Source organism: Curtobacterium citri (assembly GCF_030362955.1).
In the GTDB taxonomy this organism is placed as follows: domain Bacteria; phylum Actinomycetota; class Actinomycetes; order Actinomycetales; family Microbacteriaceae; genus Curtobacterium; species Curtobacterium citri.
The window spans coordinates 59278-86242 of the sequence record NZ_JAUCML010000013.1; the positions used below are offsets into that span (position 1 = coordinate 59278).

A 26965-nucleotide genomic window follows, 5' to 3' on the forward strand; every position below is an offset into this window, starting at 1 on the left:
CGAGGCTACTTGAGCACATCTCATGCATTGCATTACCCGCACGGCGGCGGTGCGCGTGTTGATGGGAAGGCTGCCGGCATGCGCAGAGCGCCCTAGCGGGCTCGAAATGAGCGGAAGCCTCCGCGGATCCAGCGCCTTACCTCGGAAGCAAACGTGCGAGTGGCGACGAGGGTCGGACGCGTCGAGTGCGCTTCGCGCATCGCCGAGGCATATCTGCGGACGACCTCTCGAGCTGCGCTTCTCCTCCCGCCGCCGCTAAGACTCCAGTTCCTCCACCAGCGACGCGAGCTGCGTACATGCGTGCCCAACACTGCTGAGACCAGCTGCACGGCCAAAGCAGCATCAACCGCAATCGCGACACGGGAGAAGGGCTGCGACAGCGCAAGGAGCACCAGAACCAACACGATCCCGTAGGGCACCCACCACGCGAGGAACCGAGTTACTCGGTCCGTCGCCGCCAGGAAGAACCAGATCGCACCGATGAACACGGCGCCGACCCCTACGGCGAGCAAAATCAGCGCGACCAGCAGCGGCCACATCAACAGGATCGGCTTCGCAGGAGACACCGCCACTACAGCCAGCCACGACACGACGCCAACAACAAGCGCGTGCATCAGGAGGATTCGCCAAGCGGGATACCGCGACCGGTTCCGAAGTTCTGTCAGTGTCTTTCGGGCTGCTTCGGCGTTTGCAATTGCAGCTCGGTGGCGCTCATCGCGGTCGAACACGATGAAACCGCCAAGCTGCGCGCCGAGGAAGAGGACAACAGCTTGCACCGGAACTAGGACGATGATGAGGGCACGCTGATCGGCATGAACGGCGGCGGAACATAAGAGGATCAAGAACGGCGGCCAGGTCGCACCTGTCAGGAGCTCGGCGACCAAGCCCAGGTTGCGACGGCTTCGCTGCACGTGTGGCACTCCGAGCAGCTGGCCACCTCCAATGAATGCGTAGAAGCCAAGAAGCAGCGGAATGAGGGCGCCGTAGTACCAGCCGATATGAGCCGCCAAGACGGTGCCGGCGGAGCTGAACCATGTCGGCACACCCGCCCAGCCCAGCCGTTGAACATGCGGGTCCAGGGACGCAAGGACCACTGTTAGTAGACAAAGCACCCCCGAAAATACGCCGATTTCGACCATTGCCTGTCGCAACGGACGAACGAGGGAGCTTTCGTCGTGATTTGTCATCCGCGTGCCGTCGCCGTGGTCATCCTGTAATCATGCGGACATCGACGAACAATCCGGGCGGTGGTGCGATGTATGGCAACGGCTCACCCGGGTCTGTCGTGCCCGACGACTTCCCGAACGGGCCCGCGGGGCTCATCAGGACGCCCATGTGGTGATCGGCGTGATCTCGCCACCACACGCTCATCCCGGTCGCTCCGTCGTTGCGGAAGTGCTCCCAGGTGCGCCACAGCGCGTCGATCCGCGCGACCGCTTCTGGGTGCATCCACCAGCGGCCGTCCCACCGGTAGTCGCCCTTCGGGCTGACCTCACGCCGGTACGTGACGACCAAAAACTCGCGTACGAACTCATCGGCCGAGCCGTAGAACGTCTCCGGCTCCGGCTCCGGCTCCGGCTCCGGCAGAGCGGCGTCGTCCTCGTCGACGTCCTCCACGTGCCCGTCCCACTCCGCAACCATGCTCACCGTCTGTCCTCCGCATCGAGCGGCCCCATCGTTGACGCGTTCAGCCACGGATTGCCCTCAGCAGGCACCGTGGCGATTGCTGGGGCCGTCGACGCGGTCCGTTCGACCCGCTCGCCGGCGTCGTACGCCGCGATCGACGCCTTCACCTTGTCCGCGTCCGCACCCTCGTACCAGGGCGCCGTGCGAATCATCGACGACCGGAGGCCCGACGCCAGGAGGATCGCGCGGCCACGGGGCAGCTCGGCGAGCTCTGACGTGTCGAGGATCCTCCGGCGGTTGTTCTGCACGTTGGTCGACCGGACGCCCTTGTTCATCGAGTACGACACCGTCTCGTGGTCGTAGTCACCGATCAGCTCCGACAGTTCACGCAGCCACTCGGTCTCCTTCACGCCTCCCAGGTACACGACTTCGTTGGCGGCGGAGAAGAGCTTCCGCATCCCGGCGAGACTGAACACGTCGACGCCCTGCGACCAGGACTGGAAGATCGACATGATCGGAATCCCCCGAGACCCGTAATGCGAGTACAGGTCCGGGAGGTCCTTCCACCGGCACACGTTCGCGGCCTCGTCGAGGATGCACAGCAGCGGCGTCTTGAGTCGGCCGCCCGGCTGCGTCTTTGCGAGCCGTTCCCCGGCCTCGACGACGGCGACGGTCAGCGCGGTCACCAGCGGCGCCGCGGTGCCCTCACCCTCCTTGGACAGCGAGTACAGCGTGTCCGTGCCACGCACGAACTCGTCCGGGTTGAACTGCGGGCGACGATCACCGGCCATGTTGCCGCCGACCGGGGTCACCCACCGGCCGATGCGGCTGTTCTTCAAGCACGCCGCCATCTTCCGGGCGGTCCCGTAGACGCCGTCGCGCTGCTTCGGGGACGTGCGGGACTGGCTCTCGACGTCGTCCGCGATCAGGTCGTACCCACCGCGGCGCAGCACGGACACCATCTCGCGGTTGTCGGGGTCGGTCAGCCACGTGAACACGTCCGTGATCGGACGGTTGTCCAGCGACGCTGCGAGCAGCATGCCAGCGAGCAGGTCCTTACCGGCCGGGTCGAAGAACGCATCGCCCTTGTCGCCAGGCTCCCGGGAGCCGGCGGCGAAGTGCCCGGCCAGCTTCGCGGCCGTGGTGTCATCCGTGACATACGAGAGCGGGTTCCACCACCACGTCGGCTGTTCGTCGACGACTTCCTGCGGGTCGAACACCCACGTCGTGCCGACCTCGTCGCGGAGCCCCCTGGTCGTCTCGACCGTGTCCGGCTTGTTCGACGTCGTCAGCAGCGCGCCCGGAGCGGCGAGGATCGCCGGGACGACCAGCGATGTTGTCTTCCCCACACGGGGACCGGCGATACCGATCGTGACGTCCTCCCACGAGGCGTAGAGCAGCTTCCCGGAGCGCATGTCCTTCCCGAGCGGGACGCCCGGGCAGCCGGGCACCCCAAGCCGTTCGGACTTCTCGAGGGACCGCTTCTCCTGCAGCTCGACGAGGTCCTTGGTCGACGCCATGTACCGGGCGGACGTATCCACTCGGGTGCGGTTCTTGCTCGAGGGGTGGAACACCTTGACCGCCATGACCACCACGGCGATCAGGATCACCGCGACGATGACCGAGAGCACCGTCGCAAGCGACGTCCACTCGACGGTGCCCTTCTTGATGCCGGTGGCGATCTTGAACGGGTCGCGTGGCAGGTCCGGGTTCACGTTCCCGAGCTTTGACGCCATCACCAGGCCGATCCACGCCGACACGATCGCGCCGATCAGGATCCCGAACATCCACGAGTACAGCGTCGTCATCGGGTTCGAGCGGCCCGGCTCTGCGCGCCGGTTCGTCTGCTGCTGGCTCACGCTGCACCCTCCTCGTACTCGGCGGCTTCGTCGTCGGTGACGGCCGCGAGGTCCGGGGCGAGCCCGACCATCTCGTCCGGCTCCGGGAAGACCTCGGTGGCGTGCCACGCCTTGTTCGTGTCGTTGATGTAGCGCTCCTCCTCGGTGAGCTCGACGTGCACCGGGATCCCCGGGTGCCCGCCGACCTTGATGAGGAACTTCCCGCGTCCCGGCGGCTCCTGGTCCGGGGACCAGCCCGGAGGGTTCTGCCACGACATGACGAGGTTCTGTTCCGACCGGGACAGCGCCACCGCGGAGGTCAGCATCGCCATCTCTGCTCGAGGCAGACCGCCGGCGACGACCATCCCGGCGCGCTCGACGAAGCCGCGCGCCTTCATCCGGTCCTGCTCGTCCGGCAGCGCCAGAAGGTCGGACATGGTGTGGGTGATCATCGCCAGGCCGACACCGCGCTGACGGTTCAGTCGGGTGAGGGAGTCGATGCGATCGACGATGCCCTTCCCGACGCGCAGCGCGCGCCACAGCTCGTCCATGACGATCAGGTAGTGCCGACGCGGCTGCAGCTTCGCGTCCGCGAGAGCGGTCGCGACGTTCACCGTGCCGAAGCCCTGCGACCAGCACGCCAGGAGGACGGCGGCCTGCAGGTCGGTGTCGGACTCGTCGATGCTCGACACGTCGTAAACCACCGGCTTGTCGTGCTGCATCGCGACGTCGGTCTGCTGCGCAAAAATCTCGCCCAGCCGGCCACCGCGAGTCAGGCTGATCAGCGACGCCTCAAGTCCCCGGGTGATCTCCTGGTACGCCTTCATGTCACCGCGGTCCACGGCGACGTCGCGCACCGCGGGGTGCGCCGACTGGATCACCTGCAGCAGATCCGCGAGCACGGGGATGCCCTGGAACTCGTCATCGAGGACCCGGAGAGCGGCGTCGATGATCGACTCCTCCACGTCGTTCGGGGCCTGCTTGCGGAGGATCGTCAGCAGGGAAGACACCATCGTGTTGCGGCGCCCGTGGGCGTCCGCGATGAGCTGCTGCCGCTGCTGTTCGAACCCGGCGACGCGAAGCTGCTCCGCAGCCTCGATCGCCCCGCCCGGGTCCAGGATGTTCAGGTGCCCGCGGCCGCGGCCGAGGGTGATGACCTGCCCGCCGAGCGCACGGACCATGTCGACGTAGTCCGGCTTGAGGTCACCGAGCACCAACGGCAGGTAGCCCATGCCGTCGCCTCCAACACCCATCCGGCGGATCAGCGTCGACTTCCCGAGGCCCGGCAGGCCCAGGGCGAAGATCGACGGGTTGCTGATGATGCCGCCCTGGAACCACGAAATCGGGTCCGCGCACACCGTCGCGCCGGTGTCGAGGTGCAGCCCGAGCGGGACACCGCTGATCGGGCTGCCGGAGCCGACGGCGTACGGCCAGAGGCCGCACACCTGCACCGTCGTGCCACGCCACTCCGGGGCGGGCTGCACGACGACCGACTCGCCACGACCGCGGCCGAGCCAGCCACGGGGCGTCGGCCGGCGGAACGCGGGACCGGCAGCCTTGGCTGCCTTGCGCTCCGCCTTGGTGGGCTTCTTCTTCCGTTCCGGCTGCGTCTGCGCCGGAGCGGCTGCGAGCGTCTTCGCTCGCTTCTTCGTGACCCGACGGGTCCCCTGATCAAGCGCGGGCATGTGCGCGTCCCCTCGTCGTCGTGCTCGTTAGAGCTGGTCGCGAATGTCGTGCGGGATGGACAGGTGCCGCGGGAGCACCAGTCCGAGCGGCAGGCCCGCGGCGAACGCGGAGTCCTGCGAGCCGTACACCGGGCGCAGGCGGATGCGCGCCTGCGCGGAGAGGCTGTCGATCGCGGCGCGGGCGTCGTCGATCGTGGCGGGGTCCTCGACGGTCGCGGTGACGACCATGCCGAAGTTCACAAGTCCCGCACCGCTGGACTCCTCGGTCTCGTTCGAGAACGCCGCAATGACGTCCTTCCGGGACCGGCCCGTTGGACGCTTCGAGGACCCGACAATGAACTCCGCATCCCGCTTGTCCGCCTCAACGATCGCCGCGGCGCGAGCCGGGTCGATCGGGCGGTACAGCATCGTCACGCGCTTGCGAGCGATGTCGCGGTGCGGTGCCAGGAGGCGAGCGAGGATCGACTCGCCGACGTTGCCGCGGGGAGCCTGCGACATCATCCACGACACCGACAGGGCCGAGTCGTGCCGGTACGAGTCCCACGACGCCTGGTGCGCGGTCGGGCCGACCTCCGGCCAGTACAGCTCGGGCGGCTGACCGGCAGCGTTGGCCTGGTCGATCAGGATCGCGGCCGCCGGGTCGTAGGCGACTCGGACGACCTCACACAGCTCCTGCGCCGTCAGGGGGCGAGCCGAGCCGGCACCGGTCGACGACAGCCCCTGGGTCAGGCCGGGGAGACGGTACGCGAGCTCACGGCCCATATCCTCCGAGCTGCGCTTGTTGCCGCCCGTGCGGGTCGCGCCGTTGAACGTGACCGCGACGTACGCCTTGATCGTGGCCGCACCCGCCGGGTACGTCGCCACGATCTTCCGCAGCACTTTCTTGGAGAACTCCGACCCACGTTCGTCGATGCGGCCGAGGACCTCGGACTCGAGCCGGGTGCCCGTGTCCGGAGCCGTCTCGAGCGTCACCGACGCTGCGACCAGGCCCGGCTCATCGGCCAGCGCCTCGAGCCAGGCACCCCACTCCGCCACCCAGATATCGACCTGCTCCTGGTCGACCAGTGCCGAGCCGTCCGGCTCCGCGCCGAGCACGATCGTGAAGTCGTTCTTCGACGGCACCTCGATCAGCGCGAACGGACGTCCGTAGGAGTCCTGGTGCTCGGTGAGCCGCGACCCGGCAGCGAGGCCGGGAAGCTGCGCCGTGCCCCACTCAGCGAACCCGAGCGGGCCCGAGCGGTACAGGTGCGAGCCGCGGTTCTTCGCGAACATCCACCCGAAGCGGTTCATCATGCGGATCATCCCCGACTCTCCGTGCTTGTCCTTCACCGCCACCGTGGCGAGGATCGCGGCGAACACCGCCGCGGTGATGAGGCCCGCGATCAGGCCCTTGTTCGTCGCGACGACGATGACCATCACCGCACCGACGAACCCGAACATCGTGGGGAACAGGCCCAGCGCGCCCACACCACGGGTGCGGGGCTTGCGCCAGTTGCCGTACGTCCGCGCGTTCGCGCGGCCCTCCAAGTTGCTCATGACCTAACCCCTCACTGGGACCCCGAAGGGCCCTCTCCGGCCGAGTCCTCGACCGCGGACTTCGTGGCATCGGACGCCTTTTTCGCGCCCTTCGCGATCGCCTGTGCGCCGATCACAGCGACTGCGGCGGGACCCGCAGCGGCAGCCGCACCACCCGCGGCTGCGCCCGCTCCGCCCGCTGCGGCACTGCCGCCAGCGCCCGATGCAGCGCCAGCACCAGCGCCAACGGCCTGACCGCCCGCACCAGCCGCCTGCGCGCCGCTTTGCGCGCCCGAGTGACCGGACTTCGCGCCTGTCGAAGCACCCTTCGACGTTCCAGACCCGCCGGCGCTGCGTGCACCGGTCGAAGCCGACGAGGAGCCCGAGGGCGAGTCCGACCCGCTACCGCCGCCGCCGCCAGCGGTAGCGGTACGGCTCGTGCTCTGGCTGATCTTCTGCATCGCACCCGACGCCGCCTGACCGCCCATCGCGGCCATGCCGCCGACGATCGCCGCGCCAGCGGCACCGCCGCCCGCCGCCGACACCATCGGAGCGATGAAGCGCATGAGCGCCGGCAGGGCAATCAGCGCCATGATCATCAGCGCCATGCCGGTCATGATCGACCAGATCCCGCCGTCATCCTTCGAGAACAGGTCCGTTCCCACGAGCTTGAACGCGGCCGCGTAGATCAGCGCCGCAGCGGGCTTGTAGAGAATGAACGCGATCAACCAGCCCAGCGACTTCCGGAACCACTGATTACCGGTCGGGGTGTTCGTGAAGCTCGCCGTCAGCGGCAGCACCCCGGCCAGCAGCACCAGCATCGCGGAGCGGACCACCATGAGCGCGACCTGCACGAACGTCATCAGGATCGCGATCAGCGCCAGGATCAGGATCCCGATCGTGCCGATCGGCGACTGCGCGGTCAGTGCGATCATGCTGGCGACGTTCGTGCCGAAGCAGGACGACGTGCCCGTGTCGGCGGCCACGTTGCAGTCGGTGGCCGCGTTGAGGACCCCGACCGAGAAGGCGTCGCCCGCAGACACGGCGAGCTGGATCACCGTCAGGCCGATCGTCGACACCATCACCAGCGTCAGCAACGACTTGAGCAGGTCCCGGACCGGCTCGCCGCGCTGCGTCCACGCCATGCGGATGCCCGCGATGATCACCGACGCGACCGCCATCGTCAGGACGATGTACCAGGTCGAGCTCTGCAGGAAGCCGACCGTCGTCGACGACCCCGCAGGGGCCGTCGTCGGGATCAGCCACGCCACCAGCGACGACGCGCTCGTAACGAGGAACACGCCACCGAACACCAGGCCCAGGCGACCCAGGCTGTCCAGCCCCGTCTCCTCCGACCGGGCGCGCATGAACATGATCGCGAACCCGATGATCGACAGCACCGCGACGAACAGACCGATCCAGGCCACGTAGCCGAGGATCGTGTCGAAGTTCGACGTGACTGTCTCAGTCGGGGTGTATCCGGAGGCGTCCGCGTCACCCTTGGTGAGCTGCGGGCTCGGCACGTTCACCCACAGCGTGCCCAGCGAACCGACGATCTTGCCGAACGTCTCAAGCGCGTTGTTCATGAGCTGCTGAACGGTGTCGTTCGCTGCCTTCGAGACGACGTCGCCGATCGAGTTTGCAGTGCACTCCTGAAGGTGCGAGACGTAGTAGAGCTTGCTCTCGCAATCGGAAGCGGCCATTTCATACCCCCGAGAACGGGATGTACCCACCAAGGCTCGATAGGGCAGCCGGCGCGACAGGCGAACCGTTGCCGTCGACGACTACCTTCCAGTCCCCCTGCTCCCAACGCATGACCATCGGAAGGCTTACAAGCTGACCATCCGTGGTTTCCCCTGTGTACGACAGCGCGACGTCGACCGTGGTCTCCTGCAGTGAGTACGAGTCGATCTTGAAGCCAGCGACCTGCGCGCGTGTCCCAGCCGAACCATCCGAACCAGGCTGCGGCGTTGCCTTCAGCTGGTCCTTCAGATCGCCGTCAGCCAGAAGCTCATACAGCCGGGTCGAGTTCCGAGAGTCGGTCGACGCGGCAAGGTAGTTGACACTCGCGAAGAGAGCGCCGGTCGGGGTGTGGGCGAAGCACGTGTTGAACCGGCCATCGTCCTCAGTCTTTCCAGGGCCGGCACTTGCGGACTGCGGCGTAGCGGTGCTGCCGATGATCTTCCACGTAGCCGGCGGCGCTGCGGTGAGGTCATTCGTTGTCTCGTAGCCCTTGAGGCCACAGATGGACTCCGAGCTGGCAGGCCGCGAGGACCCGGTTGAGGACGGGGCGGGGGTTGGTCCCGCGGCCGTGTTGTCGGCACGTCCGTTGAAGATGCTCGTGGCAATGGCGATGCCGCCGCCCACGAGGGCGACGGCGAGGAAGATCGCCACAACGATCCACAGTGGGCGGCGGTAGAACGGCTGCTCTGCGTTGCTCATGTAGGTGCTTTCTGTTGAGGCGATCCCTGGTGGGGCCGGGCTAGGAGACGATGAAGCTGACGACGGATGCGGCGCCGAGTCCGAGGAACAGACCGAAGCCGATCTTGATCAGTCGCTCCTGGATCTCACCGCCCTCGTGGCGGTTGTTGCGGAAGAGCATCGCGCCGGTTGCGATCAGCGCCAGCACCGCGAGGGGCAGCAGGATCCACTTGGCGATACCAATGATCCGGCCGAACTTGCCCGTCCAGCCGTCGGGAGCCTGCGGGTCACCGTCCGGGACGGTGAGCGCGACGACGTGCTGCACGTGGGTGGCTGCGGTGTTCAGGGCGTCGAGCACCATGAGGGTGTTGGACATGAAGGTGATCCTTTCGAGCAGGGCTAGTTGGTTGCGGCGGTGAGGTTGAGGTCTGCCAGGAGTGCGCGGTACTCGCGCGGCATCGTGGCCGCCGAGGGCGGACCCATCCGCCACGCCTCGACCCACGGGAGCGTCCACAGCCGCGGGTAGCCACCCGCGACGTGCTGCTCGAGCTGACGGAGTTCTTTTGGCCGACGGCCGGGGGCATCCGCGATCAGGACCAGCCCGGTCAGTTCGACCAGGCCGGACGTCGTACCCGCCGCCCACTCGCGGGCGACGCGCTGCGCCGCCATGAGGCCGGCGTAGTTCGTGCGTGCCACGACCATGGCGCGGCTCACCGCTCCGCGATCGCTCGGCAGCGGCCAAGCGTGCGCGGCGGGCTGGGAGCCGAGGGTCAGCGCGGCGAGGGTGTTCTCGCCGGCACCACCGTGCGCCCCGATCCACCACATCGCCGCGCCGCCGTAGACCTGGCGGGTCGGCAGACGGTCGGCGCTCTCTGGCACCTGCACGGCCGTCGGCTGCGGTGCCGACGGTCCTCGCAGCGCCTCGCGACGCGTCGTGGGCTGCACGACCGGAGCGACCTCTTGGACCTCTTCTGAGGCCGGTCCCCCTGTCACCCACGGATTCACGTTGTCGCCCATGCGACCCCCATCCGCCCTCTCGGGCTCCTTCGCTGACCCGTCCCCCACGGCGTCCCCACATCGGAGGACCGCAGTAGCGATCAGACGTCACCTGCTGCTTGCAATATAACTACATGCTGATTTGGGTAGCAAGTGCTCCGATTTCCAACTACGATCATGCACCATAAGTGACCACTTCGGGGGGAGAACGCTTGGCCTGCCTCGCGAGGAGCTCGCTCGTCCAATCGCCAGCCTGAGCAGGAGAGGTGCAGATGACAGACGCGCCGACCATCCCCGCGTTCCCCCGCATCGAAGCCACCATCACCCCCACGACCGACGGCCGCGCCACGGGCGTGCTCGTCGTCAACGGGGTGCCGATGCCGTTCGAGGAAGCCGCCGAGGACTCAATTCGCAGCAGCATCCTCAGCAGCGTCCGCGGGACCGCCGAGCAGATGAATCGCGCCGTGCGGCTCACAACACACGACCGCTACGGCACGCAGACGCTCGCCGTGAACCCCAACGGTGTCACCGAGCCGCTGACCGACCTCGACCAGAGCGACGCCGTCCCGGCTGCGCCCGTCGAGACGGTCCCCGTCTCCCCCGACGTTGTCGCGACCCCGGTCGTCGACGCGTCCGCTCCTACCCCGACTGCAGCAGGACCTGCGGCCCCCGCGGACACCGAAGCTGAGGCTCCGGCAACCCGTCGCGCAGCCCGGCAGTCGTTCCTCACCCGCGAGGAAATCGAAGAGCCCGCGACGCAGGGTGTCCGCGGCATGCTCGCCCGTATCGGGATCCGCGTCTCCCCGTCCGAAGCCGAGCGTCAGGAGCGGTCCTGGGTGCGCTCCGTAAGCCAGCACTGGCCCGGCCCCCGCACCATCGTCGTCGTCAACGGCAAGGGTGGCGTCGGCAAGACCATGACCACCATCGAGCTGTCGAGCGTGTTCGCCCGCTACGGCGGTGCCGGCGTGCTCGCCTGGGACAACAACCAGACCCGCGGCACCCTCGGCTGGTCCACCGAGCAGGGTGCCCACGATTCGAGCATCCTCGACCTGCTCCCCCAGGTCGATCGGCTTCTCGGCACGGGCGCGCAGTCCGCGGACCTGGCGCACTACGTCCACCACCAGACCCGCGACCGGTACGACGTCCTCCGCTCCAAGCCCGAGGTCCTCGCGACCGAGCAGCGGTTCGACGCCGGCACCGTGGACTCGATCCACGCTGTCGCGTCGAAGTTTTACCGGCTCGTGTTCATCGACTCCGGCAACGACGAAACCGACTCGATGTGGGTCCGCGCCCTCGAGCGCGCAGACCAGATCGTTGTCCCGACGATCGGCGAGGCCAAGGCCGCCGAATCCGCAGCGCTCCTCCTCGAGGGCCTGCACGACCGTGGCGGCCACTTCGCCCAGCTCGCGGACAAGGCCGTCGTCGTGGTTAGCAAGCACAAGCACGACCTGCCCGATGCCGAGCTGAACAAGATGGCCTCCGGGTTCGAGGGGCTGGCCCGCCAGGTAGTCACGATCCCGTACGACCCCGCCCTCGGCGCGGACGTGCTCAACTACGGCGCCCTGCGCCCGGTCACGCAGCGTGCTTGGCTCGCTGCCGGTGCAGCTGTGGCGGGTGGCCTGTGAGCCGCCGCGCCGCGGCCCTCGTGCCGTTGGCCCTCGCCGCCGCGCTCACGCTGACCGCCTGCACCACGGGCGCGGACCCAAACGTGACCGCCCCGACCGCGGCACCGGACATGTCGACCGCCCCGAACCCGTCCGCGTCGAGCACGCCGTCGGTGTACGACGACGCCACCGCGCAGCCCGCCCCGGACGCCTCCGAGGGCGCGCAGCAGTCCGCCGTCGACGCCGCCGAGAAGGTCGTCCGCACCTACGCGCAGCCGACGCTCTCCCCGGACGAGTGGGCGCAGCAGATGACGCCGCTGCTGTCGCAGTCCGGCGCGATCGCCTACGAGGGCCAGGACCCCACGACCATCCCCGCGACGAAGGTCACCGGCTCCGGGAAGGTCCTTCCCGGAGCAACCGACGTCGCCCTGAACGTGCTCGTCCCCACCGACGCCGGCGACTACAACGTCGCCCTGTCGCGCAGTGGTGACAGCGCTTCGTGGCTCGCGAACGAGATCCGGCCCACTGGAAACCAGTGAGCAGCGGCGGCGAATGAACGGCGGCGGCAAGGGTCTGTTGATCCTCATCGGCACACCAGCCGCGATCATCGCGATGGTGGTCTTTCTCGTCGTGTTCTCGTTCGGCGGCGGGAGCGCTGCCGCCGCTTGCAACTCGATGACCGGCGGCAGCGTCGACGTCGACCAGGCCGCGCAGCACGCCCCAATTGACGGGTACTCCGGCGAGCAGTTGAAGAACGCCGCGTACATCATGAACGCCGCCGAATCCCTCGGCCTGACCCAGCAGGCGCAGGTCATCGGCGTGATGACGGCGATTGGTGAGTCCAGCCTGCAGGTCCTCGACCGCGGCGACACCGCGGGCCCGGACAGCCGCGGTCTGTTCCAGCAGCGCGGCAACGGCGCCTGGGGCTCCTACGAAGACCGCATGGACCCGACCATCAGCGCCACGAACTTCTTCAAGGCGCTGCAGAAGGTCAACGGGTGGGAGACGTTGGAGCCCACCATCGCGATCCACCGCGTGCAGATCAACCAAGACCCGTTCCACTACCGCAAGTGGCAGTCCCCCGCGCAGAACGTCGTCACGCAGCTCTCCGGCGGCTCCGGCGGTTCCACCACCTCCGCCGCCTCCACCTCGAGCAGGGCCCCGGCACCGTCGGGCTCCGCAACGCCCGGCGCTGCCGCGCCGACGAACGGCTGCTCCGCCGGCGGCACCGTCCTGCCGCTGACCGCCCCGTTCGACCAGACCTCCGGGTACGGCCCCCGCGAGTCCCCGACCGCCGGAGCGTCGTCCTGGCACCCCGCGAACGACTACCAGACCCGCATCAGCGGCAACGCCGCCGGGAAGTCCGGCTACTCGTGCGGGTCCCCGATCGTCGCCTCCCAGGCCGGCACCGTCACCGTCGCCAGCGGCTACACCCTGTCGGTGAAGTCCGCCGAGGGCTACACGATCAGCTACCTGCACCTGTACCCGCAGGACATGGAGGTCGGCGTCGGCGACGCCGTCTCGTCCGGGCAGGAAATCGGGGAGGTCGGCTCCAACGGACCCTCCACCGGCTGCCACCTGGACATTCGCGTGAACACCGACGGCTCCACGAACGACCAGGTCAGCGCCCTGCCCCAGTCGCAGACCATCGGTGGCCCGCAGGGCTACGTCGACCCCGAGGCGTTCTTCAACGTCTTCGGCGTCACCCTCTGCGGCGACGACTGTCGACGGGAGAACTTCTGAATGACCGACGCACCGATCCCCCACTTCCCCGTCGTCCACGGCAACATCTACCCGGACGGGTCCGCGCACATCAACTTCGCCGGGCACGACGTTCCCCTGACACCCGCGAACCTCAACGAGGCCCGCGCGCAGATCACGTCGTACGCCGTTGCGGTTGCCCGCGACGTGCTGCACCGCCCCGTCCGGCTTACCACCGTCGACCCCGACGGCACGTGGACCCTCGCCGCGCACCCCGACGGCCGGGTCACCGACCTCGCACCCGCCGCCCGCCCCGCCAAGCGGTCCCGGCGACGCCGTCCGGCTCCCGCAGCCCCACAGCCGGCCCCTACGGCTCCGGCACAGCCGACCGCTCCCGCACCGTCAGCAGCCCGCACTGAGCCAGTGCGCCCCGACCCGACGCCGACCAGCGTCTCGTCGGTCACCGAACCCGCGGAGTCCGTACCGGTCCCGCCAATGCCCGGGGCGTTCACCCCGGCCGCGGACGCGCCCGTGTGGGTACCCGCCGACTTCCCCACGGAGGCCGAGGTCACCGTGTTCATCGAGCGCCACCAGCCCGCTCCAAGCGTGCCGGTGCTGACCGTGTCCTTCGCCGGCGGTGACGTCGTCCGCATCACCGGCACTGCCCTCGTCGGCCGCCGACCCGTGAACAACACCGGCGTCGACCTCGACGTTGTCCGCGTCGAGGATCCCAGCCGCAACCTCTCGCGCACCCACTTCGCCATCGCGTGGGCCGACGACGTCCCGGCGATCGTCGACCAGCACTCCGGCAACGGCACCGTGATCGAGCGAGGCGACGTCGAGCTCGTCGCCACGCCCGGGGTCGCACTGCCCCTGCAGGACGGCGACCGCCTCCGATTCGGCGACCTGAGCGCCGATGTGACGTTGTCCGTTGAACGACCGGAGGCCCCCAAATGAGGCACGACCAGCCGGTCTACTGGAAGCAACACGGAATACTCGAACCCGGGGGAAGCGCAAACGACCATCCCACCCAAGGTGAGCTACCCGACGGCCGTCTACCCAAACAGACCACGCCCGACAGCCCGCCCTCAACCGGAGCAGCATCCCCTCGCATGGCAGAAGACGACTACTGGGACACCCTGCCCGTCACGCTCAAGTCCAAGGACCTCGAGCGGCTCCTGCAGATCGGGCAAACCACGGTGAGCCTCTGGCTCAACCGGGGCACCATCCCCGGCCACCAGATCGCCCACTCTTGGATCGTGTTCCGCAACGAGGTCCGGCAGTGGCTCGAATCCACGTCGACCATCCCGGTCCCCGAGCACGAGCCCTACCCACACCCGCTCGACGCGTACGACGAGTTTCTGAACTACCGCGACCTCATGGCGCTACTCGGCAAGAGCCGTCCCGCGATCTTCGGCTGGCTGAACGACGGCACCATCCCCGCCGTCCGCCCTGGCGGGAGATGGCGTGTTGAGAAAGGGGCGCTGCGCCGACTCTTCGATGAGACGAGCAACCAACGACCCGGTTTCGTCGCCCGGAAACGGCGCGCAGCAGAGGACTCAGATGAGCTCTGAGGAGGGAGCTGGCCGACACGCCGCTGGTGTCGGCGATGGAATGCATTCAAGCCGCCAAGATGGCGGCATGAGTGCAATCAAGGCACGATCGCGACGCGCGGCTAACGCGCCAACCGTCCTCCTCCAAGGACGGGTCTCTCCTGATGCTCGCGCTGAGGTCCAGGACGCGGCTCGCCGAAGCGGCGTGTCGATCGCCTACTACCTGGACACACTCATCGCTCAGCTCGTCGACGAGAACGGGGCCCTTCCCCTCGTCGATCGCCCTGTCCCGCAAACCGAGGAGCTGCCTATCCCGGCCGCCTAAACGACAGAACCCCCGCCGTAGCGGGGGTCCGGGGCCGAAGCCCCAAGTCATGTGACTCACTACCTGCTCTGTCGCCAAACGTTCCAGGTCGTGAGGGTCCCGATGAAGAAGCCCGGTTGGAGCCGGGAGCCTTCGTCGTACCAACGAGGTTGCCCTAGGAGGTGTCGCCATCGTAACCCGAGTTACTGCAAATAGCACCCGTTTGCCGTCTAGCGTGTCCGCCGACGGCATCACCGCCGCGTGGGCGCTGACCCGCGCGATCGCGCCCCGCCGGTACGTGAACACGATGATCGCCGAGGCGGACGGCGCGATCCGGTCGAACCGGTACCCGCGGAAGTTCCCAATCATCGGGCACATGCCGCCGTCGACGCCGTGGACGGTCGACCTCACCGACGAACTCGGACGGTTCCGGTTCGCCGCGTTCGACCTCGACGCCAAGCGCCCCGAGGACCACGACCAAGCCGCCGAAGACCTGGGGGTCCTCGTCCGGATCCTCCGCAACACGAACGTGGACCACGTGGTGTGCCGGTCGAGCCCGACCGGCGGCTACCACGTGTGGGTGCCCCTCGCCGGCGTCGAGAAGGCCGTCCTCGTCCAGCTCGCCGCCGCCGCACGCGCCGTGCTGCCGTCCCTGGACCACGGTCTGCTCTGCAACGACCGCACCGGCGCCGCACGCCCCCCGCTCACCCCGCACGCCCGAGGCGGCGCGTCGAGCGTCATGGAAGGCGACGTCGCCGTGCTCCGCACCGGCTCCGTCACCGCCGGCGACTTGCTCCGCGTCACCGCGGCGCTCCGCGAGCTCCGGCCCGCCATCGACCCCGCCGACGAGCAGCCCTCCGGGCCCGTCGACGCCGGCCACCAGGCGCACCGCACGCTCCCCGCCTGGGGAGCCGCGCACATGGCGACCGTCGCCGGCGGTCGCGACCCGTCGCGCACCGGCTACCTCTGCCTCCTCGCCGCAGCAGCGTCCGGCTGGACCCTCGCCGACGTCGCCCATGCCGCGCGCACCGCGCCCGGCATGGAGCACTACCGCACCCGCAACTCCCCCGCCGGTGGCCGCGAACCCCGCACGCCCGCGGACACCGCCGCCCGCCTGGCACGCCAGTTCGCCAAGGCGCAGGACCGCGCCACCCGGTACCGGTACGCCCCGCAGGAACGCGCACAGCGCGACCTGACGGAGCTGCGCAGCATCATCGCATCCACCGAAGCGATGCTCACCGCGTTCCGCGTCTCCCCCGGCCGCTGGGCGCACGCCGAGGCCGACCTACACGACAGCACCGTGCTCGCCGCGATCGCCTGGCTCTCGCTCCGCTCGGGCCAGCGCGACGTCGCCGCACCGCTGCGCTCTGTCGCCGTCATCACCGGCATCCCCTCGAGCACCGTCGACCGGTCCCTCCGCCGCCTCCGCGACGCCGGGTGGATCATCCGACGCCGCTCCGCAGACGGCCCCAACGCGGCCGTCTGGCGGGTGTCGGAACGGTTCTCCACAGCAGCCGAACACATCGGGCCACTTCAAGATGTGAACGCCCGCCCCCCGGCCGAGGTCTTCGACGTCAGGGCCGCCCTCCTCGCCGAACTCGACGACCGACTCGACGCCGGCCGCCACGACGTCTTCACCCGTAAGGGACTCGGACCCACCGCTCGACGCGCGTACGAAGCTCTCACCACCGTCACCGCAGATCCCGACGCTGTCAGCGACCGCGCCGGCCTTCCCCTCGGCCGCGCACGCGCAGCCCTCGCACGACTCCGCCGGTACAAGCTCGCGATCGCCACCCGCACCGGCTGGCGACGCCGCATGCACGACTTCCGCAACTACGTCGCCCACCGCCTAGACGTCGCAGGGACCCTCCGCCGCCGCGAGCTGCAGTACGACCGCGAGCGCGAACAGTGGGCGTGGTGGAACGCTGACACCGCCCACCGCGCCGGCAAGGGCAGCAGACCCCGACGACCCGCGACCCCGCAGCCCGTCATGTTCCGCATCGAGGACGACCGCGGCGGCGCCGACTCGTGGCCCGCATACCCACGCGACAGCGACGGCCGCGGCAACCACCAGGAAGCCATGCACTACGTGCGCCGAGGTGTCCTGCAGGCCCTCCGCGACGTCGAGCTCGCTGCCTAGTCGTATGGCGACGACGAAGCGACGCCAGCGCCACGCCCGTCGCTGCGCGAACGGCACAACATCGACGAATCCTGGTCGCCAGGCCAGTTCCCGGCCACCCCGCCACTAACTACCGATCCGCAGACGTGACCCGATCCCCTCGGAGCCCACAGGTCCGCGCGGGGGCCCGGGAGCCCTCCCCCAGCCGCCCCAGCTACAGCCACTGGCATGCACTATGGCGCCGTCGACGAGCTCGGCGCCCGCTGACGCGATCTCGTCCCCCAGTTCGACCGGTTGTTCCGTTAGCGGTACTGCGACGCGGCGATCGTCGACCGCGTACGACGCGATCACGCGGCGAAGACTTCTGGGGCATTGGTGCCAGAGGCGCCAAGCTCAGCGCCTCACCGGGTCCGACCGTTTCGGAGCTCGTCGTAAGGAACAAAAGTATGGCTTGCATGACTTGTTGTGCATGCATGTCTTACAACCCAAGCATGGCAAGCAAGTGTTGCAAGGCTTGTGTTAATCTGGTCGCGGCTACTTGTGGCGTGGTGCGCTTCGCTTGGCGGCAACACTTGCAAGACTTGGAACTATTGCGTTAGGAGGGCAGCCGATGCCGCACATCACGTCCATCGCCAACAACAAGGGTGGCGTGGCCAAAACCGAGGTCACCTGTCAGCTTGCGGCGGCCCTCGCGCGCAAGGGGCAACGCGTACTCGTTGTAGACATGGATCCCCAAGCAAACGCCACTCGACGACTAGGGATTGAGTGGGACCCGGCTTCGCCGATCCCGACCATGTCAGAGGTGATCGCCGCGGGCCGAGAAGGCGCCGGGGAAGCAGCAGTCCTCGCTTGCGGCTGGGACACCAACGTAGCTCCTGAGGGCGAACTGATCGACGTTCTCCCCTCACGATTCGATCTCATCAACCGAGAGTCCGAGGCCGGCGTCGTCGGAGCAGTACGACGGCTGACGAAGGCGTTGGACGGATGGACTCACCGGTACGACGTGGTCCTCATCGACACGCGACCCGACCTGGGGCACCTCGTCCAGATGGCCTTCGCCGCCTCTCATTCGGTCCTCATACCGTGCGACCCCAACTACGACTCCATCGAGGCGGCCATCCGTGTCCGCGACTTCGTTACCCGCCACTCCGCAGACCTCGCAAACCCCAACCTCTCGATCGCGGGCGTGGTCGTTACGCGACGTCGGTTGACCGCAGAACACGACTTCCAGCTCGAAGGGCTCGTAGGAGAATTCGGAGATCTCGTCTGGAAGCTCGGGGGAGTGGTGAAGCTACCTGACGGGACAGACCTGTTGAACCCGAACTACATCCCCGAATGGTCCCGATTCGCCGAAGCCGACGCAGCTGCGACTTCGTTGAGCGCGTGGAGCGACCGCAACAGCCGAAAAACCCTCGCCCTGTACGACGCACTGGCAAGCCGGTTCACCGCTGCTCTCCTGACATCGGAGGCTGCGGCATGAGCGCGCCGCAGCGACGGCGTCCGGGCGCGAACAGCCCGATTTCCCTGACCCCGAAAGTGGAACCCGTGAACACGGGAGCGCCTCCCGCTCGGGAGGGGAACGAGCAGCCCGCTCCTGTGTCTGTTCACGAACAGGATCAAGAGCGTCGCACTACGCCCGAGCGCTCAGGCTCAACCCCACTGTCCCCTACGGATGACAGCACCGTCGCTACCACGACACTGTTGCGACGATCGTTGAAGCTGCAGGCCCAAACTGCGGTGCTGCGGACGCAGCAAGAGCCGACGGGCTACCGCTCATTCGCTGCGCTTGTGAACGGAGCCATCGAGCGAGAACTCGACCGGCTGGCCAACGAGTACAACGGCGGAGCGCCCTTCGAGCAGAACCCTGGGCCATTCCGCACAGGTAGGCCGTTCGGCGGATAGATTCGCGTCCGGCCCGAGCCACGCCTTACTGCCCGTCCACGCGGGGTAGCGCCAGCTCTCCAGCTACCGCGGCCGGATGCCGATCCAGCGCGCGATACACCGTCGCGCGGCCGATCCCGAACAGTTCGACGAGCTCCGCGATCGAGTGATCCCCTGCACGGTGGAGTGCCACGAGGTGCCGCTCCTGCGCGGGGGAGAGCTTTGGCTTCCGGCCCTTGAGCTTGCCCCGTGCCTTCGCCACCGCCATGCCCTCACGCGTGCGTGCCCGAATGAGATCGGCCTCGAACTCGGCGACCATACCCAGCACGTTGAACAGCAGCCGGCCGACGGGGTCGGTCGGATCGTAGATGGCGCCGCCGATGTTCAACCGCACCTGGCGGCGCGTCAGCTCTTCCGCGATGTCCGTTGCATCCCGCAAGGATCGGGCGAGCCGATCCAGCTTGGTCACCACCAACGTGTCGCCCGGACGGCACGCCGCTAGGACCGAGGTCAGCCCCGGCCGGTCCCGTCGAGTGCCCGTCATCCCCTTGTCGGTGAACACACGATCCGCCGGCACCCCGAGCGCCATAAGCGCGTCGGTCTGTGCGGTGAGATCCTGCCCTGCCGTAGAGACGCGGGCGTAGCCGAGCACCCATCCGGTTTCCATTCTGACAGTCTCACATAGGGAACCCTCACCGGAACCTATTTCGGACTACCTATCCGGACAGTCCGCCGACGCAGAACGCCGCGCCTCGCGACCGAGGGCTCGAGCGTCCGGTTGACGACCGGCTATCCGACACGGACAGCAGCGCTCGTGCAGTCTCTCGATCCGGGGTCGTGCTGGGACGCATGAGGCGACCAGCCTGCTGGCGAAGCGACGCGGCTGGGGGATTCCTTGGTGGGTTGCCGCCATGGTGTGCGTGGAGGTGATCCTGTGGTGCTGATCGTGGTTGCTGTGGCCGTCGTGCTGCTCCTGGTGGTCGTCGGGGCCGCCGGGGCTGCGCTGCTGGCGGTCGCGTCCGAAGCCGAGAAGGAAGGTCTCTTGGACGACTAGGTCCTTCTCCCTTGCTTGAGGGTTCGTGATCCGCGTTCACGCGGGTGTGCCGAGGCGGTAGCCGATGCCGCGGATGGTGCTGATGAGGTCGCGGTCGGTTTTCCGGCGGATGTAGTGGACGTAGGTGTCGACGGTGCCGAGCTGCTCGCCGTTGTCGAACACTGCGGAGAGCAGGTGTTGTCGGGTGAAGGCGCGGGATGGTTCGCCCGCGAGGAGCCGGAGCAGGGCGGTCTCCTTCTCGGTCAGCATGACCCGGCCGGTGTAGGGGGAGGTGATGCTGTGATCGTCGGGGTGGAATGCCCACCCGCCGATCTCGATAGTGGCGCCAGTGCCGGTGTAGTCCCGGGTGAGGGCGCGGAGCCGTGCGGTGAGCTCGTCGAAGTCGAAGGGTTTGACCAGGTAGTCGTTCGCGCCGGCGTCGAGCCCGGAGACGCGGTCGTGGACTTCACCGAGCGCGGTGAGCATGAGCACAGGGGTGCTGACGCGCCGCTGCCGGAGGGTCGCAACCACCGCGGTGCCATCGATCCCGGGCAGCCGGCGATCGATCACCATGACGTCGAAGTACTCCTTCGCAGCCGTTTCGAGCGCGGATTCTCCGTCCACGCAGAGCGTGACGGTCCACTGCTCGCCGAGCTCGTCGGCGACGAGTGGACCGAGCCTGGGGTCGTCCTCGACGAGGAGGAGTCGGGGCATCATGCGCGGTCCTTCCGGTCGTGTTCTGAACTGCTGTCCGGAGCGGTCGGTAGGTAGAGCGCGAAGATCGTTCCGCTACTGTTCGTTTGTTCGATGACTGCGTCGCCGCCAGCTCGGACGGCGATGTCGCGGACCAGAGCCAGGCCGATGCCGTACCCGGTGCGGGTGCTCGTTGCTATCGCGTCGGCGGGCGCGCCGTGGGCGAAGCGGTCGAAGACTCGAGTTGGTTCGATGCCGACAACACCGGGACCGTCGTCCGCAACGCGGATCGTCACCCGGGTCGCGGTGGTCGTCGCGGTGATCCGGACGTGCCCACCCTGTGGGGTGTGACCGATCGCGTTGTCGGTCAGCGCGACCAGGCATCGGCGCAGCTGCGTCTCCGACACCCCCGCACGGGCGTCGATCGGTTCAACGTCGAGCGTCACACCTCGCTCCGCGGCGAGGACGTTCATGTCGCGGTGCACCGAGTCCATCGCGGCCCGGAGGTCGGCGCTCCCGTCGGGGTCGGCGGTGCCGGCGGCGGCTTCGAGGAGGTCGTTGACGATGTTGATCAGGATCTGGGTGTCTTCGCGCAGATCGTCGACGACGGGACGCCGTCGGTCGTCGTCCGGGGTCATCCGTTGCAGCCGTTGCACGCGGGCGTTGAGCACCGTCAGCGGGGTGCGGAGTTCGTGGCTGGCGTCGGCGACGAAGGTGCGTTGCATGCGTGCTGCTTCGGCGATCGGCCGGACTGCGCGGCGGGCGATGAGCCACGCGGCGATGCCGGCGAGGATGATCGCAAGACCACCGACGCCGATGACCGCGACGCTGAGGTCGATGGTGTCGAGGTAGATGTGGATGTCGGTCGGGCCGGGTTGTTCGTGGAGCTGGTTCGGGGTCAGCTGCCACAGCACGTAGGCGACGACGAGGACAATGATCGCGATCACCAGCGCCGCCGAGACGACCGCAACACGCAGTGCGATCCCGATCACGGACCGGCGGTACGCCAACCGGTCCGGATCGGTCTCCACACCAGACCGGAACGACCAGCGTGCCAGTCCGTCCGCGATCGCTGACCGCCATCCAGCAGACATGTGGCCCCTTCCGTGCTGGTGACGCCGGAACGCGAAGGGGGGAAGCGTTCCGGCGTCACCGCGTCGGCTCGATCCTGCCTCACTCAGAGCAGCACCGGCCCCCAAGCCTCAGCGACACCAGCCAAGGAACAGCCAAGAAACGTCGCACGGGCGGCCGGTCCAATTCTTGGTGGAGTCTTGCGCGCCGTTTTCTACCGTCGGAGCATCGCCGACCCCGCACATCGCGGTACGGCCCATCCTGACGAGGAGAACGCCATGTCCCACTCGCCCGCAGCGCCTGTGCCGACCCGGAGCCGCTCGAACAAGGTGCCCGACCCGACCGCGTCGTTCTGGATCATCAAGGTCCTCGCGACCACGGTCGGTGAGACCGCCGCTGACCTCCTCAGTGACACCGTCGGACTCGGACTGCCGCTGACGACGCTGATCATGGCGGTCGCGTTGGCGGTGTTCCTGGTCCTGCAGTTCCGGTCCCGCAGCTACCGGCCGCCGGTGTACTGGATCACCGTGGTCCTGATCAGCATCGTCGGGACCTGCGTCACCGACAACCTCACCGACGGACTGGGCGTCCCCCTCGCCGTCAGCACCACCGTGTTCGGCGTCGCGCTCCTGGCGGTGTTCGCGATCTGGTACCGGACCGAGGGGACCCTCTCGATCCACAGCATCGACACGCTCCGCCGGGAAGGGTTCTACTGGCTGGCGATCCTGTTCACCTTCGCCCTCGGCACCGCCGCCGGCGACCTCATCGCGGAACAGACCGGCCTGGGGTACTTCCCGTCACTGCTCCTCTTCGCCGGTGCAATCGCGGTGACCGCCGCCGTCTGGTTCATCGGCCGACGCGGCCCGGTGCTCTGCTTCTGGATCGCGTACATCCTCACCCGCCCCCTCGGCGCGTCCACCGGCGACCTGCTGTCCGCGTCAACGAAGGACGGCGGCCTGGGTGTCGGGACGATCACGACGAGCATCGTGTTCTTCGTCATCATCGCCGCGATCATCAGCTACCTCGTGATCCGCATCCGCCGTGACGAACCCGCGCAGCGCAGCCGACTCACCGTCTGACCCGTCCACTGGTCCCACCGCCGACTTGAACGCCGGTGGCACCAGGCCCTCCGCTCGTGAAAGGCCCTCGTGCTCCACACCGTTCCGCTCGCCGTGAGCCTGTTCGACGCAGCATCCGTGCTGCACGCATTCGGCCCGTACGTCCTCGCCGGAATCGCGCTGCTGATCTTCATCGAGTCCGGGGTCCTTTTCCCGTTCCTGCCCGGCGACTCCCTCCTGGTCACCGCCGCGATCATCAGCAGCACCCTGGGCGTGACGCCGTGGCAGGTCGCCCTCGTCGCATTCATCGCCGCCGTCGCCGGCGACCAGGTCGGGTACTGGATCGGGAAACGCTACGGACGTCGCCTGTTCAAGGACGACGCCCGCATCCTCACCACCGCCAGACTCGACGAAGCAGAGGCGTTCTTCACGAAGTGGGGCGGACTGAGCCTGATCCTCGGAAGGTTCGTCCCGATCGTCCGGACCTACGTGCCGCTCGCGGCCGGGACCGCGCAGATGCACTACCGGCGGTTCCTGCTGTTCAACCTCATCGGCGCCATCTCCTGGGCCTGCGGCCTGACAGCAGTGGGGGTCCTGCTCGGAGGTATCCCGCTCGTCGCCCACAACATCGACGCACTCATGATCGTGATCGTCGTCGTGTCGGTCCTGCCGATCGTCATCGGCGCCCTGCGCCGCCGTCACGTCGCCCGGAAGCGCACGTCACCGGCGGCACGACCCGCGGAGCGGACGGTGGGGGACCGGTGACGGGTGGGACCGGAACGGTGAACCGTGTCCCGGGACCGACCGCGTCGTTCTGGCTGATCAAGGTGCTCACGACCGGGATGGGTGAGGCGCTCTCCGACTTCCTGGTCACCCGCCTCGACCCCGTCCCCACGGTCCTGGTCACTGCGGCCGTGTTCGCCGTCGTGCTCGTGGCGCAGCTCCGCGCCGACCGGTACCGTCCCTGGCTGTACTGGGGTGCTGTGTCGATGGTCGGGGTGTTCGGCACGATGGTCGCCGACGTCACCCACGTCGCACTCGGCGTTCCGTACGCGGTGTCCACCCCGGTCTTCCTCGCCGCCCTGGTCGCCGTCTTCGTCCTGTGGCGACGGGTCGAGGGCACCGTCGACGTGCACACGATCACCAGCACCCGGCGGCAGCTGTTCTACTGGGCCGCCGTGATCGCCACGTTCGCGATGGGCACCGCGGCCGGCGACCTCGCCGCCAGCACGTTCCACCTCGGCTACCTCGGTGGCGGCCTCGTCTTCGTCGCCGCGATGATCATCGTCGTCCTCGCACGCCTGACGGCGCTGCTCGGACCGGTCACGGCGTTCTGGACCGCCTACGTCCTCACCCGCCCGGTCGGCGCATCCTTCGCCGACTTCGTCGCGGTCCCGCACGCCCGAGGCGGCCTCGACGTCGGCACCGGCCTCGTCAGCGCGGTCCTCGTCATCGCCATCGCTTTCGCCGTGGCCGTGCAGGAGAAGGTACGGCGAATCCCTTCCACAGAAGCAGCCTCGAGCGTCCGCTGACCCATGGGCTATCGGGCGGCGGGCCCCTAGCTCGATGGCGTGACGATCGCTGTGAGCCCACTCCAATCGGGCTCGTAGTCCGCCTCGATCCGTGCCCGACTCTCGGCATAGAACTCCGCTACTCGCAGCGTCAGAGCTGGCATTGGGGCAGTGGACAACAGCGCCAGCGCCTCCGCGGCAACGACGTCGGTGGGCGTTCCCGACCGGTGGTGCGCGCTGCCGCTTTGCCGATCCGCAAGGACCATGCTGTGCACGAGTGCTTCACGGACCACCCCGAGGGTGAGGTGCAGTCCGATGGCGTTCGCGCCCCGGCCGAAGCGTGTCGCAGCGAGGGCCAGGTCGAACCGCACAGCGTTGTCGACAGGCGGCTGCGGAAGCGTGAGGATCGCACCACGCAGCGCCAAGTCGCAGCGGCGACCGTCCCGCAGCACCGCGCGAACCCGCTGTATATCGTCGTCGAGACTGCTTTGCCATGCCCAGAGTTCAGCTCCGAGGAGCTTTCCGCCCTCGACGTCTGCGGAGAGATCGACCTCTGCGTCAAGGTCGCTCCACCGATCGAGTTCCGAGGGTGTGAGCACGGAACCGTACGGCCGCACCGCATCCACGGCCGGACTCGCGACACCGATCTGATCGAGAAGCGCCCGCTGCCACTGCATCCCCGCACACTACGAGAACACCGTCCCGATAGCCGATCGGCTAACGAGACGCCTCCGTACGCTCTGGTCATGACCCTGCGCGGCTTCCTCGACTACATCGGCATCACGCGACCGAAGGGTGAGCGCAACTGGTTGCAGAAGTTGATTGACCGACGCCGAGCCCGCTGACGGACCGGCTATCGGACGCTTCTTCGACGGCTTGCCGAAGCTGTGCTTCTACGACGTTGCTTCGTCGCTCGATCGGTGCTGGCGCTCTTCACCGTCGTGGAGCCAGTCCTCGATGATCGATCGGGCGTGGGCTCGGTCACTGTCTGTGGGGGCGGTGATCATGGCGGCGCGGCGGACGAACGCCCACATCAGCGTCTCTCGCGGTACTCCTCCGACGCTGCGCCAGTCGATCGCCGGGAATCGCTCGACACTAACGACCTGCACTCGTCGGATTCGAGTGGTGAGCAGGTAGTCGCGGAGCACCAGCTCGTCCTCGTGGAGGTCGATGCCGGCCGGGACCCCGCGGACCGCGATGAGAGCGGCGACGCCCACGAGCAGGAGAGCGAAGAGCCAATCACGGACGTCCTCAACCAGGACGACGACCGCGAGCACCGTGAGCACGGCTGCGCCTGCTCCGAGTGTGACGCGTGTCACGACGGGCACCGGAACGTCCCGCCGTGGTCGCACCGCCTCACGCACCGTTCGCGACGGTGAACGCGGCCACGAGCCCAGCCACCAGGACGATGAACCCAGCCACGAACCACGGGATGGCGGGGGGAGCCCACCGCTGCTGCCCCCACCCGTGGTGCCGCACGGTCTTGACCACGGCAACCACGAGAAGGGCCGTTCCGATCGCCACGCCCGCGATCAGGATCGGCAGGAACAGGTCAGCTCCGTTCATGGCTCGACTGTAGACATCACCCGCCCGTTGGCGGGCTGGATCTGTGCTGACTGGCCAGCCGACCGCGACGCCGCAGAAGTGTCCGGGACCCCATCGTCACCCGGACGCTGTGCCACTACCTCACTATGGTTGACACATGCTCAGCAGCGGCAGGAACTTCCTGATCACCCTGGCGCTCGGTACCGGCGCATCAGCTCTCGCAGGCTGCTCGATCACTCCGGATTCGATCTGCCCTGACTACGACCAGCCAAATCCCGTCTGGATCCACGTCCCGGAGTCGTCGGGCGAGGTGCACGCCGTCGCACTGTGCGCGGGCTCTGGATGCACTCCGACGATCGACGAATCGACGAACACGCGGAACGGCGAAGCGTGGGTGGTGACATTCGACAGCACACCTGATGGTCCCGGACGGATCGCGCTGTTCAACGCAGCCGGAGTCCGCCTGCACGAAGAACCCATTGACCTGCAATGGACTGATGTTCGTTTCGGAGCAGACCTGCAGTGCCGGACTGGCGGTCGTGCAGACGTATGGGTGGAGGGCTGACCCCTTCTGCATCGCTGTCACAGCAACCCCATTCCGATAGGCGATCGTCTCTTGGGACACCACTATGGGATCCGATCCCCGCACGAATCCGACTGAAAGTCAGCTAGCGACGCTGTCGAGGTCCCGCAGGTCGTCCTCGGATAGCTCAATTCCGGCACCTGCGATGTTGTCGTGGAGGTGCTGTGTCGACGAGGTGCCGGGGATGAGGAGAACGTTGGGTGACCGTTGCAGCAGCCACGCGAGCGC

General features: G+C 68.0%; 28 protein-coding genes. 12 read left to right on the forward strand and 16 right to left on the reverse strand.

Annotated features, from left to right (window positions below; genetic code table 11):
* Nucleotides 1-92 precede the first annotated feature (92 nt).
* The 9 genes from QUG92_RS15840 to QUG92_RS15880 form a co-directional block, all read right to left on the reverse strand.
* Entirely contained in the window at nucleotides 93-1139 is a 1047-nt protein-coding gene (locus QUG92_RS15840; protein WP_289459927.1) for a hypothetical protein, read from the reverse strand.
* A 67-nt stretch (nucleotides 1140-1206) separates the two neighbouring features.
* Nucleotides 1207-1617 carry a DUF4913 domain-containing protein gene (locus QUG92_RS15845; RefSeq protein WP_289459928.1) on the reverse strand — a complete coding sequence of 137 codons (411 nt, stop codon included), beginning with the start codon at nucleotides 1615-1617 and terminating at the stop codon, nucleotides 1207-1209.
* 26 nt (nucleotides 1618-1643) lie between these two features.
* Nucleotides 1644-3485 (reverse strand): type IV secretory system conjugative DNA transfer family protein, encoded by a 1842-nt coding sequence (locus tag QUG92_RS15850; RefSeq protein WP_289459929.1) that lies wholly within the window; start codon nucleotides 3483-3485, stop codon nucleotides 1644-1646.
* The gene (locus QUG92_RS15855) at nucleotides 3482-5149 is read right to left on the reverse strand and encodes a putative type IV secretion/conjugal transfer ATPase (protein ID WP_289459930.1); all 1668 of its coding nucleotides are present in this window, start codon (nucleotides 5147-5149) and stop codon (nucleotides 3482-3484) included. The genes QUG92_RS15850 and QUG92_RS15855 overlap by 4 nt, the downstream gene beginning before the upstream one ends.
* 27 nt (nucleotides 5150-5176) lie before the next feature.
* The gene (locus tag QUG92_RS15860) at nucleotides 5177-6685 is read right to left on the reverse strand and encodes an SCO6880 family protein (RefSeq protein ID WP_289459931.1); all 1509 of its coding nucleotides are present in this window, start codon (nucleotides 6683-6685) and stop codon (nucleotides 5177-5179) included.
* An 11-nt stretch (nucleotides 6686-6696) separates the two neighbouring features.
* On the reverse strand, nucleotides 6697-8397 hold the full coding sequence (locus tag QUG92_RS15865; RefSeq protein ID WP_289459932.1) for a TrbL/VirB6 family protein: 1701 nt from the start codon (nucleotides 8395-8397) through the stop codon (nucleotides 6697-6699).
* Nucleotides 8369-9106 (reverse strand): DUF8175 domain-containg protein, encoded by a 738-nt coding sequence (locus QUG92_RS15870; protein WP_289459933.1) that lies wholly within the window; start codon nucleotides 9104-9106, stop codon nucleotides 8369-8371. Before QUG92_RS15870 ends, QUG92_RS15865 begins: the two co-directional genes overlap by 29 nt.
* A gap of 40 nt (nucleotides 9107-9146) precedes the next feature.
* A complete protein-coding gene (locus tag QUG92_RS15875) occupies nucleotides 9147-9461 on the reverse strand; it encodes a hypothetical protein (protein WP_289459934.1) in 315 nt (104 codons plus the stop codon).
* Nucleotides 9462-9484: 23 nt separating this feature from the next.
* On the reverse strand, nucleotides 9485-10030 hold the full coding sequence (locus QUG92_RS15880) for a DUF6668 family protein (RefSeq protein ID WP_289459935.1): 546 nt from the start codon (nucleotides 10028-10030) through the stop codon (nucleotides 9485-9487).
* A 323-nt stretch (nucleotides 10031-10353) separates the two neighbouring features.
* Here QUG92_RS15880 and QUG92_RS15885 point away from each other — a divergent pair, with 323 nt between their 5' ends.
* The 8 genes from QUG92_RS15885 (at nucleotide 10354) to QUG92_RS17170 (ending at nucleotide 19264) form a co-directional block, all read left to right on the forward strand.
* Entirely contained in the window at nucleotides 10354-11706 is a 1353-nt protein-coding gene (locus tag QUG92_RS15885) for a MinD/ParA family ATP-binding protein (RefSeq protein WP_289459936.1), read from the forward strand.
* Nucleotides 11703-12224: a hypothetical protein gene (locus QUG92_RS15890; protein ID WP_289459937.1), complete on the forward strand. Its 522-nt coding sequence runs from the start codon at nucleotides 11703-11705 to the stop codon at nucleotides 12222-12224. The genes QUG92_RS15885 and QUG92_RS15890 overlap by 4 nt, the downstream gene beginning before the upstream one ends.
* A 13-nt stretch (nucleotides 12225-12237) precedes the next feature.
* Nucleotides 12238-13428 (forward strand): M23 family metallopeptidase, encoded by a 1191-nt coding sequence (locus tag QUG92_RS15895; protein ID WP_289459938.1) that lies wholly within the window; start codon nucleotides 12238-12240, stop codon nucleotides 13426-13428.
* Nucleotides 13429-14343 carry an FHA domain-containing protein gene (locus tag QUG92_RS15900; protein ID WP_289459939.1) on the forward strand — a complete coding sequence of 305 codons (915 nt, stop codon included), beginning with the start codon at nucleotides 13429-13431 and terminating at the stop codon, nucleotides 14341-14343.
* Nucleotides 14344-14498: 155 nt separating this feature from the next.
* Nucleotides 14499-14960 (forward strand): helix-turn-helix domain-containing protein, encoded by a 462-nt coding sequence (locus QUG92_RS15905; protein WP_289459940.1) that lies wholly within the window; start codon nucleotides 14499-14501, stop codon nucleotides 14958-14960.
* Nucleotides 14961-15478: 518 nt separating this feature from the next.
* Entirely contained in the window at nucleotides 15479-17383 is a 1905-nt protein-coding gene (locus QUG92_RS15910) for a bifunctional DNA primase/polymerase (RefSeq protein WP_289459941.1), read from the forward strand.
* A gap of 589 nt (nucleotides 17384-17972) precedes the next feature.
* A complete protein-coding gene (locus QUG92_RS15915; RefSeq protein ID WP_289459942.1) occupies nucleotides 17973-18842 on the forward strand; it encodes a ParA family protein in 870 nt (289 codons plus the stop codon).
* Complete coding sequence (locus tag QUG92_RS17170; protein ID WP_491700636.1) at nucleotides 18839-19264, forward strand: ParB family protein; 426 nt, start codon at nucleotides 18839-18841, stop codon at nucleotides 19262-19264. The genes QUG92_RS15915 and QUG92_RS17170 overlap by 4 nt, the downstream gene beginning before the upstream one ends.
* Nucleotides 19265-19289: 25 nt before the next feature.
* Here the strand turns inward: QUG92_RS17170 and QUG92_RS15920 are convergent, their stop codons facing one another.
* The 3 genes from QUG92_RS15920 to QUG92_RS15930 form a co-directional block, all read right to left on the reverse strand.
* Nucleotides 19290-19910, reverse strand: coding sequence for a recombinase family protein (locus QUG92_RS15920; protein ID WP_289459943.1), 621 nt, complete (start codon nucleotides 19908-19910; stop codon nucleotides 19290-19292).
* Between the two features lie 423 nt (nucleotides 19911-20333).
* Nucleotides 20334-20993 (reverse strand): response regulator transcription factor, encoded by a 660-nt coding sequence (locus QUG92_RS15925; RefSeq protein ID WP_289459944.1) that lies wholly within the window; start codon nucleotides 20991-20993, stop codon nucleotides 20334-20336.
* The gene (locus QUG92_RS15930; protein ID WP_289459945.1) at nucleotides 20990-21961 is read right to left on the reverse strand and encodes a sensor histidine kinase; all 972 of its coding nucleotides are present in this window, start codon (nucleotides 21959-21961) and stop codon (nucleotides 20990-20992) included. Before QUG92_RS15930 ends, QUG92_RS15925 begins: the two co-directional genes overlap by 4 nt.
* A gap of 357 nt (nucleotides 21962-22318) precedes the next feature.
* Between QUG92_RS15930 and QUG92_RS15935 the strand changes: the two genes are divergently transcribed.
* From QUG92_RS15935 to QUG92_RS15945, 3 genes are all read left to right on the forward strand, one after another.
* On the forward strand, nucleotides 22319-23119 hold the full coding sequence (locus tag QUG92_RS15935; protein ID WP_289459946.1) for a COG4705 family protein: 801 nt from the start codon (nucleotides 22319-22321) through the stop codon (nucleotides 23117-23119).
* Nucleotides 23120-23188: 69 nt separating this feature from the next.
* Nucleotides 23189-23863, forward strand: a complete 675-nt coding sequence (locus tag QUG92_RS15940; RefSeq protein WP_289459947.1) for a DedA family protein — start codon at nucleotides 23189-23191, stop codon at nucleotides 23861-23863.
* A gap of 17 nt (nucleotides 23864-23880) precedes the next feature.
* Nucleotides 23881-24630 carry a COG4705 family protein gene (locus QUG92_RS15945; RefSeq protein WP_289459948.1) on the forward strand — a complete coding sequence of 250 codons (750 nt, stop codon included), beginning with the start codon at nucleotides 23881-23883 and terminating at the stop codon, nucleotides 24628-24630.
* Between the two features lie 26 nt (nucleotides 24631-24656).
* Here QUG92_RS15945 and QUG92_RS15950 read toward each other — a convergent pair whose 3' ends face one another.
* The 3 genes from QUG92_RS15950 to QUG92_RS15960 form a co-directional block, all read right to left on the reverse strand.
* Nucleotides 24657-25286: a hypothetical protein gene (locus QUG92_RS15950; protein ID WP_289459949.1), complete on the reverse strand. Its 630-nt coding sequence runs from the start codon at nucleotides 25284-25286 to the stop codon at nucleotides 24657-24659.
* A gap of 216 nt (nucleotides 25287-25502) precedes the next feature.
* Complete coding sequence (locus tag QUG92_RS15955; protein ID WP_289459950.1) at nucleotides 25503-25928, reverse strand: hypothetical protein; 426 nt, start codon at nucleotides 25926-25928, stop codon at nucleotides 25503-25505.
* Nucleotides 25929-25965: 37 nt separating this feature from the next.
* Nucleotides 25966-26175 carry a hypothetical protein gene (locus tag QUG92_RS15960; RefSeq protein ID WP_289459951.1) on the reverse strand — a complete coding sequence of 70 codons (210 nt, stop codon included), beginning with the start codon at nucleotides 26173-26175 and terminating at the stop codon, nucleotides 25966-25968.
* A 136-nt stretch (nucleotides 26176-26311) separates the two neighbouring features.
* Here QUG92_RS15960 and QUG92_RS15965 point away from each other — a divergent pair, with 136 nt between their 5' ends.
* The gene (locus QUG92_RS15965) at nucleotides 26312-26719 is read left to right on the forward strand and encodes a hypothetical protein (protein ID WP_289459952.1); all 408 of its coding nucleotides are present in this window, start codon (nucleotides 26312-26314) and stop codon (nucleotides 26717-26719) included.
* 99 nt (nucleotides 26720-26818) lie between these two features.
* Here the strand turns inward: QUG92_RS15965 and QUG92_RS15970 are convergent.
* On the reverse strand, nucleotides 26819-26965 hold a 147-nt coding region (locus tag QUG92_RS15970; protein ID WP_289459954.1), incomplete at its 5' end, for an aldo/keto reductase.

Coding starts and splice junctions, on each gene's coding strand:
- QUG92_RS15840 (WP_289459927.1), bottom strand. CDS start 1,139: ATGGTCGAAATCGGCGTATTTTCGGGGGTGCTTTGTCTACTAACAGTG.
- QUG92_RS15855 (WP_289459930.1), bottom strand. CDS start 5,149: ATGCCCGCGCTTGATCAGGGGACCCGTCGGGTCACGAAGAAGCGAGCG.
- QUG92_RS15860 (WP_289459931.1), bottom strand. CDS start 6,685: ATGAGCAACTTGGAGGGCCGCGCGAACGCGCGGACGTACGGCAACTGG.
- QUG92_RS15870 (WP_289459933.1), bottom strand. CDS start 9,106: ATGAGCAACGCAGAGCAGCCGTTCTACCGCCGCCCACTGTGGATCGTT.
- QUG92_RS15875 (WP_289459934.1), bottom strand. CDS start 9,461: ATGTCCAACACCCTCATGGTGCTCGACGCCCTGAACACCGCAGCCACC.
- QUG92_RS15885 (WP_289459936.1), top strand. CDS start 10,354: ATGACAGACGCGCCGACCATCCCCGCGTTCCCCCGCATCGAAGCCACC.
- QUG92_RS15895 (WP_289459938.1), top strand. CDS start 12,238: ATGAACGGCGGCGGCAAGGGTCTGTTGATCCTCATCGGCACACCAGCC.
- QUG92_RS15900 (WP_289459939.1), top strand. CDS start 13,429: ATGACCGACGCACCGATCCCCCACTTCCCCGTCGTCCACGGCAACATC.
- QUG92_RS15905 (WP_289459940.1), top strand. CDS start 14,499: ATGGCAGAAGACGACTACTGGGACACCCTGCCCGTCACGCTCAAGTCC.
- QUG92_RS15915 (WP_289459942.1), top strand. CDS start 17,973: ATGCCGCACATCACGTCCATCGCCAACAACAAGGGTGGCGTGGCCAAA.
- QUG92_RS17170 (WP_491700636.1), top strand. CDS start 18,839: ATGAGCGCGCCGCAGCGACGGCGTCCGGGCGCGAACAGCCCGATTTCC.
- QUG92_RS15920 (WP_289459943.1), bottom strand. CDS start 19,910: ATGGAAACCGGATGGGTGCTCGGCTACGCCCGCGTCTCTACGGCAGGG.
- QUG92_RS15925 (WP_289459944.1), bottom strand. CDS start 20,993: ATGATGCCCCGACTCCTCCTCGTCGAGGACGACCCCAGGCTCGGTCCA.
- QUG92_RS15935 (WP_289459946.1), top strand. CDS start 22,319: ATGTCCCACTCGCCCGCAGCGCCTGTGCCGACCCGGAGCCGCTCGAAC.
- QUG92_RS15950 (WP_289459949.1), bottom strand. CDS start 25,286: ATGCAGTGGCAGCGGGCGCTTCTCGATCAGATCGGTGTCGCGAGTCCG.
- QUG92_RS15960 (WP_289459951.1), bottom strand. CDS start 26,175: ATGAACGGAGCTGACCTGTTCCTGCCGATCCTGATCGCGGGCGTGGCG.
- QUG92_RS15965 (WP_289459952.1), top strand. CDS start 26,312: ATGCTCAGCAGCGGCAGGAACTTCCTGATCACCCTGGCGCTCGGTACC.